This window comes from Eudoraea sp. (assembly GCF_049665975.1).
Classification (GTDB): Bacteria; Bacteroidota; Bacteroidia; order Flavobacteriales; family Flavobacteriaceae; genus Eudoraea.
Genome location: NZ_JBATGR010000181.1, coordinates 1 through 6,989, shown reverse-complemented (window position 1 = coordinate 6,989; position 6,989 = coordinate 1). Strand labels below are relative to the sequence as shown.

General features: G+C 36.8%; 5 protein-coding genes and 1 pseudogene. 2 read left to right on the top strand and 4 right to left on the bottom strand.

The window, feature by feature from the left end; translation table 11 throughout:
* Positions 1 to 206 (bottom strand): annotated as a pseudogene (locus WBN20_RS06925) (cytochrome C); the annotation flags it as partial.
* Between the two features lie 236 nt (positions 207 to 442).
* Here WBN20_RS06925 and WBN20_RS06920 point away from each other — a divergent pair.
* Positions 443 to 814 (top strand): SPOR domain-containing protein, encoded by a 372-nt coding sequence (locus WBN20_RS06920; RefSeq protein WP_424271633.1) that lies wholly within the window; start codon positions 443 to 445, stop codon positions 812 to 814.
* A 91-nt stretch (positions 815 to 905) separates the two neighbouring features.
* Here the strand turns inward: WBN20_RS06920 and infB are convergent, their stop codons facing one another.
* The 3 genes from infB to rimP are packed head-to-tail and all read right to left on the bottom strand — an operon-like array spanning position 906 to position 5,348.
* Complete coding sequence (gene infB, locus WBN20_RS06915) at positions 906 to 3,599, bottom strand: translation initiation factor IF-2 (protein ID WP_424281181.1); 2,694 nt, start codon at positions 3,597 to 3,599, stop codon at positions 906 to 908.
* A gap of 42 nt (positions 3,600 to 3,641) precedes the next feature.
* The gene (gene nusA, locus WBN20_RS06910) at positions 3,642 to 4,874 is read right to left on the bottom strand and encodes a transcription termination factor NusA (RefSeq protein WP_424281180.1); all 1,233 of its coding nucleotides are present in this window, start codon (positions 4,872 to 4,874) and stop codon (positions 3,642 to 3,644) included.
* A gap of 12 nt (positions 4,875 to 4,886) precedes the next feature.
* Positions 4,887 to 5,348, bottom strand: coding sequence for a ribosome assembly cofactor RimP (gene rimP / locus WBN20_RS06905; protein WP_424275788.1), 462 nt, complete (start codon positions 5,346 to 5,348; stop codon positions 4,887 to 4,889).
* Positions 5,349 to 5,557: 209 nt separating this feature from the next.
* Between rimP and WBN20_RS06900 the strand changes: the two genes are divergently transcribed.
* Positions 5,558 to 6,862: a cation:proton antiporter gene (locus WBN20_RS06900; RefSeq protein ID WP_424281179.1), complete on the top strand. Its 1,305-nt coding sequence runs from the start codon at positions 5,558 to 5,560 to the stop codon at positions 6,860 to 6,862.
* The last annotated feature ends 127 nt before the right edge of the window (positions 6,863 to 6,989 follow it).

Sequence of the window (6,989 nt, the reverse complement as noted above, 5' to 3'; positions counted from 1 at the left end):
GCACAATTCTGATTAAATAATTGTTTCCCTTTTGCTACATCTCCAGAGCCCGAATCACTTGGCTCAGTCGTAACTTCAGTATCAGCCACAGCGTTCTGATCCTGGTTTTCTTCCTGGGCCAAAATAGAATAGGAAAGGAGTAGATAAACTACTAGAGTGCAAGTGAAAAGTTTAGAAATCTGATGGCGGTACAAAACCTTTTTCATATTTAAAATATTTCTATCTTAATTCTGGCACGATAATTACTATTACAATAAGACAATTAAGGTAATTTATCGCCGCTCAAATTGACGACAAAAATAAGACTTTGACTTTATTTGAGAAATGTTAAGGGTTTTATAATTTATAATTTATATTAATTCTAAATAAGTATGAAAACTTTTGTTTAACCTGCAATAAATTACTTTTGCATTTTATATTAGGTCTTAATAAAGTTTATATCATGAAAACAGCAATTCTATCAGTAGTTCTTCTTGGATTCATTACTTGCGGAATGGCTCAAAGTGGGAAAATTAGCATTGAACAAGATGCCAATATTACCCGCCTTCTGGAAGTTTATAAAATCAGTAATTCAAAAACTAATTTCTTTACAATACAGGTTGGATTTGGCTCTTATACCAAAGCAGAAGAACTTAAACAGCAGGTAGACATTGATTTTCCAGATTTAAAATCAAAAATTATCTTTGATTCACCTACTTACAGGGTTCAGATTGGGCAGTTTAAATCTAAGTTGGATGCGGAACGTAAATTTAAAGAGGTTCGGATAAAATATCCTGAATCACTTTTATTAAAACCAGAAAAAACGACCAAATAGGTCGTTTTTTGTTTTGTTATCATCATCTAAGTCTATCTAAGAAATAAGAATCTGCCTTCGCCGTACTTCAAAAATTTTAATAAATTTCAGATTAAAGCTTTTTCTTTACTGCCACTTCCCGGAAGGCTTCCACGATATCTCCTTCTTTTATCTCATTGTAGTTTTTTACCTGAAGCCCACAGTCATATCCTTTCGCCACTTCCTTAACATCATCCTTAAACCTTTTTAAAGAAGATAGTTCTCCCGTAAATATTACTACGCCATCCCTAATAAGACGAATACTTGAGTTTCTAAAGATTTTGCCAGTAGTTACCATACAGCCGGCTATTGTTCCTATTTTAGAAATTTTAAAGGTTTCTCTAATTTCAGCGGTACCCGAAATCTCTTCTTTCATCACCGGAGACAGCATGCCTTCCATTGCATCCTTAAGATCATTAATGGCATCATAAATAATAGAATACATCCTTATATCAATCTCTTCTTTATCAGCAATATCCCTGGCATTACCCATGGGTCTCACATTAAATCCAATTACGATTGCATCAGATGCTGAAGCCAATAATACATCAGATTCTGTAATTGCACCTACTCCTTTATGAATAATATTGACTTGTATTTCATCTGTTGACAATTTCTGGAAGGAATCCGTTAAAGCTTCCACAGATCCATCAACATCTCCTTTTAAAATAATATTCAACTCTTTAAATTCACCTAATGCAATTCGTCTTCCAATTTCATCGAGCGTAATATGCCGTTGAGTCCTTACCGATTGTTCACGTTGCAACTGGCTCCTTTTGGATGCAATTTGCTTTGCTTCTTTTTCATCTTCAAACACGTTGAATTTATCCCCGGCCTGAGGTGCACCATCTAATCCCAATATTGAAATTGGTGTAGAAGGGCCAGCTTTTTTTACAATCTTACCGCGTTCATCCTGCATAGCTTTAATCTTGCCGCTACATGTTCCCGCCAAAACGTAATCACCTATTTCCAAAGTACCTCCCTGCACCAAGATAGTAGAAACATAACCTCTTCCTTTATCAAGAAATGCCTCCACCACAGTACCGGAAGCTAATCTGTCTGGATTAGCTTTTAATTCCAAAAGTTCTGCTTCCAAAAGCACCTTTTCTAAAAGTTCTTTTACACCATCACCGTTTTTTGCGGAGATATCATGAGATTGAATTTTTCCTCCCCAATCTTCAACAAGTAAATTCATCGCAGCCAAACCTTCTTTAATCTTTTCTTGATTTGCTGTAGGTCTGTCTATTTTGTTAATCGCAAAAACTATAGGAACGCTTGCTGCTTGTGCGTGACTAATAGCTTCCTTGGTTTGAGGCATAATGTCATCATCCGCAGCAATTACGATTATGGCAATATCTGTTACCTGTGCTCCACGGGCCCGCATAGCGGTAAATGCTTCGTGACCAGGAGTATCTAAAAATGTAATTCTCTGACCCCCGGATAGGGTAACACCATAGGCACCAATATGCTGTGTAATACCACCACTCTCCCCGGCAATTACATTTTCCTCCCGAATGTAATCTAATAATGATGTTTTACCGTGATCTACATGACCCATGACTGTAACGATAGGAGCCCTGGGCTTTAAATCCTCAGGAGCATCCACTTCTTCTTCAATAGATTCCTCAAGATCTGCAGTAATAAATTCAACTTCATAGCCAAATTCCTCAGCAACAATGGAGAGTGTTTCGGCATCCAATCTTTGGTTCATGGTAACCATAATCCCAAGAGACATACAGGCAGAAATTATTTCAGTAGAGGCAACATCCATCATGGTAGCAACTTCTCCAACAGTTACAAACTCAGTGACCTTAAGTATTTTACTTTCCAGTTCTTGTTGTTCCAGATCTTTCTCTGTCTGCTGTTTGTGCTGATCTCTCTTATCTCTTCTATATTTTGCTCCTTTTCCTTTTTTGGATTTACCCTGAAGTTTTTCAAGCGTTTCACGCACCTGTTTTTGCACTTCTTCTTCCGTAGGCTCAGCCTTTGGAGCAGAGGTAAAACGTTGTCCTTTTTTAGCAATAGTTCTCGTTTTTCCGCCACCAGGCCCACCATTACTACTAACAATCCGCTTCCTTCTTTTTCGTTTCTCTGCTTCGGAAGGTTCCTTAACAGGTTCTTTCTTTTTCTTAGGTTTATTAAACTTAGAGAGATCAATTTTATCTCCCATAATCTTTGGACCGGAAAGTTTTTTATACTTTGTAGTAATAGAACTGGGTTCCTCTGGTTTTTCAACCTCCGCAACTTTATCGTCAACCTTCGTTATCTCTGGTGTTGTTTCAGGTTTTAATTCTACTTTTTCTTCTTCGACTACTACCTTATCCTTTATCTCAGCAATTACCTCTTCCTTTGGAGCTGGTTTATCTTCAGTCTTCTTGGGTTCGGGTTTAATTTTCTTCTTTGGTGTAAGGTCAATTTTACCTACTTGTTTCGGGCCGGAAAGTTCTACCCTTGCTTTCACTACCTCCCTTGAAGCAGCTCTTTTTTCTCTTTCAAGTCTTTTTTCTTCATGCTCCTGCTCTAACTGAAGTCTTATAGCTTCCTTTTCCTTCCGCTTTTCTTCGCCAACTTCCTGGGATGCAACTTTCTTGCTCATATCCGTCTGGAATTCGTCTAAAAGAACCTGATGTATGTCTTCAGAAATCTTTGTGGTAGGTCTTGCATCCACCTTGTGTCCTTTAGAGGCAAGATATTCCACCGCTCTATCCAAAGAAATGTTAAGTTCTCTCAAGACTTTATTAAGCCTTATTGTTGCATTGTCTGCCATAAATACTGTTTACTCTCTACTTTTAAGTTGCTAATATATAGCTTAATCTTCAAATTCTTCTTTAAGGATACGTACAACATCAGAAATTGTTTCTTCTTCCAGATCTGTACGTTTTACCAAATCGTCTATATCCTGCTCCAGAACACTTCTGGCTGTATCCAGACCTATCTTTTTAAGTTCTTCTATTATCCAGCTTTCAATTTCATCTGAGAATTCTGTAAGTTCCACATCTTCCTCTACCCCTTCACGGAACACATCTATTTCATAACCTGTAAGTTGACCAGCCAGGCGTATATTATGACCGCCTCTTCCAATGGCCTTTGAAACCTCCTCAGGTCTCAGATAAACTTGTGCAGTCATTTTTTCGTCGTTTAAATTCACGGTAGAAACACGTGCTGGACTAAGTGCACGGGTTACCATTAACTGCGGATTATTTGTCCAGTTAATTACATCTATATTTTCATTTCCAAGTTCGCGTACTATGCCATGAATACGACTGCCTTTCATCCCAACACATGCGCCGACAGGATCTATCCTGTCATCATACGAATCTACTGCTACTTTGGCTTTTTCCCCTGGAATTCTAACTGCTTTTTTTATAGTAATAAGTCCATCAAATACTTCTGGAATCTCCTGGAAGAACAATTGTTCAAGGAAGATTGGTGAAGTTCTTGACATGATGATCATTGGTTTGTTACCCTTAAGCTCTACGCTTTCTATAATTCCACGAACGTTATCTCCTTTTCTAAAAAAGTCAGAAGGTATTTGTTTATCCTTAGGAAGAATTATTTCATTTCCTTCATCATCCAACAAGATAATTGCCTTATGTCTTATGTGATGAACTTCTGCTGTATAAATTTCACCTTCAAGGTCTTTAAATTGCTTATATATGGTTGTATTGTCGTGTTCGTGAATTTTGGATATCAGGTTTTGGCGCAAGGCTAATATTGCCCTTCTTCCAAGATCTATAAGCTTTACTTCCTCAGAAACATCTTCACCAACTTCAAAATCCGGTTCTATTTTACGAGCTTCTGAAAGGGATATTTCTTCATTTGGTTCTTCTACATCCCCATCTTCTACTACAATCCTATTTCTCCATATTTCCAAATCTCCCTTATCAGGGTTAATAATAATATCAAAATTATCATCGGAGCCAAATTTCTTCTTTAAAGCATTCCTAAAAACGTCCTCCAATATAGCCATTAGAGTTACCCTGTCAATAAACTTATCATCCTTAAATTCCGAGAAAGATTCGATCAATGCAATATTTTCCATTTTGCGCTGTAATTAAAATTTTAATTTAACTTTTGCCTCTTCAATTTCAGAAATGGCAATTTTTTTTCTTTTCTGAACGGTTATTTTTCCTTTCCCTACCGGTTTAGGTTCTCGTGCCTTCCATTCCAGGGTTATGGTCTCCTCTGTTGCTTCAGTAAGGTCGCCTTCGAAATTTTCGCTTGCTGTTTTTACAACTAACTTCCTACCAATATTTTTAGGATACTGGCGGGCCATAACAATGGGCTCCGCGGCACCGGATGAGGTAACTTCCAATGAAAAATCATGTTCTTCCCTATCCAAATTGTGTTCAATAGCCCTGCTTAAAGCCATACAATCCTTCAAATTTACGCCTTCATCCCCATCAAGAACTATCTTAATGGTATTATCGGGAGTAATTGAAAAATCAATTAAAAACAAGGTTTCATTCTCCTTCAATGCTTTTCCCAAAAGCTCTTCAACTTGTGCTTTTAACATAACCATAAGTAACAAAAGAGGGGACAATTTGTCCCCTCATGAATACAATTATATCCTTTCAGTGGCGCAAATATACAATTTTTTTTGATTTTAAAACAGATGCTCATTTCATTTATACCAGATACTAAAAGCAATCTGATAATCGTTTCACTTTTAATAGTAACTTTATTACTTATGAATTAAAACCAATCCCATTAATCAACATTTATATGGACGTCTTTAACTCCTACAACCTTATTATTGAAGCATCAGTAATACTTATTCTTTCTTTTCTATTTAATGGCATCTCGAAAAGAACCAACATTCCTTCTGTTTTATTACTTATACTTCTTGGGTTTATTTTGCAGTTTGTACTTAAAACTTTTACCTCCGAAGAGGTTAATTTCTTTCCAGCATTAGAAGTTCTGGGTATAATTGGTCTTATAATGATAGTCCTTGAAGCTGCTCTTGAACTTGAATTAAAAAAGGAAAAACTAGTTCCTATTTTAAAATCTATGGCCATAGCCCTAACAGGGCTAATAGGTTCTGCATGGGTAGCAGCCCTAATTCTTCATCAATTTATCCCGGATATGTCTATGCAGGCTGCATGGTTGTATGCAACACCTTTATCCATTTTATCCAGCGCTATAATTATTCCAAGTGTTAGTGCTCTTGCCGAAAAGAAAAAAGAATTCCACATATATGAAAGTACGTTTTCTGACATTATGGGAATTATGATGTTCTATTTTCTCGTCAGCGGACTAAATCCTGCAGAAGATTCAGGGGCCGGAGGTTTTGCTCTTAATATTCTGCTTACCGTAATTATATCACTCATTGCGAGTTATGCAATTATTCTTATTTTCCAACAAATTAAAAGTCAGGCCAAACTATTTCTGCTAATTGCTGTCTTGCTTCTTTTATATGCAATCGGCAAACAACTACATCTCTCTTCTCTTCTTATCATTTTGATATTCGGTTTAGTAATTGCCAATATGAAATTGTTCTTTGGGGGAAAACTATCACACTTTCTTGAGTATGAAAAAGCACATCGCATTTATCATGAACTTCATATTGTAACTCTCGAAACAGCATTCGTGGTGCGCACTTTCTTTTTCGTTATATTTGGATTGACTATCGCCATAGCTTCTTTATTTAACATTCAGGTAGCCCTGGTTAGTGTGCTTATTATTCTTTCAATCTATGCTATTAGATTTGTAATCTTAAGAACTTTTATTGGCAGCGACATTCTACCACAACTATTTATAGCTCCAAGGGGGCTAATTACAATACTCCTGTTTTATGCAATTCCGGCGGAAGCACAGGTAGCCACTTTTGAACCGGGGATTTTACTTTTTGTTATTATAGGCACAAGTCTTATTATGACCTGGGCCATGATTAAGGACAAGAAAAAAATGAGTACCCTTTTGGATCTGGAAGACAAGGAAATAGATGAATTACAGGAAGCCAACAGAATTATTAAAGAAAATGAACTTCCTATAAATAATGAACCTCCAGTTCCCGGAGAATTAGAATAGGAAGCCAAAATAAAAATCCAAACTCAAATTAAGGGTTGGGATTGTTTTCATTTTTAGTTGGCCTACTAGGACTCGAACCTAGAACGACTGGACCAAAACCAGCTGTGTTGCCAATTACACCATAGGC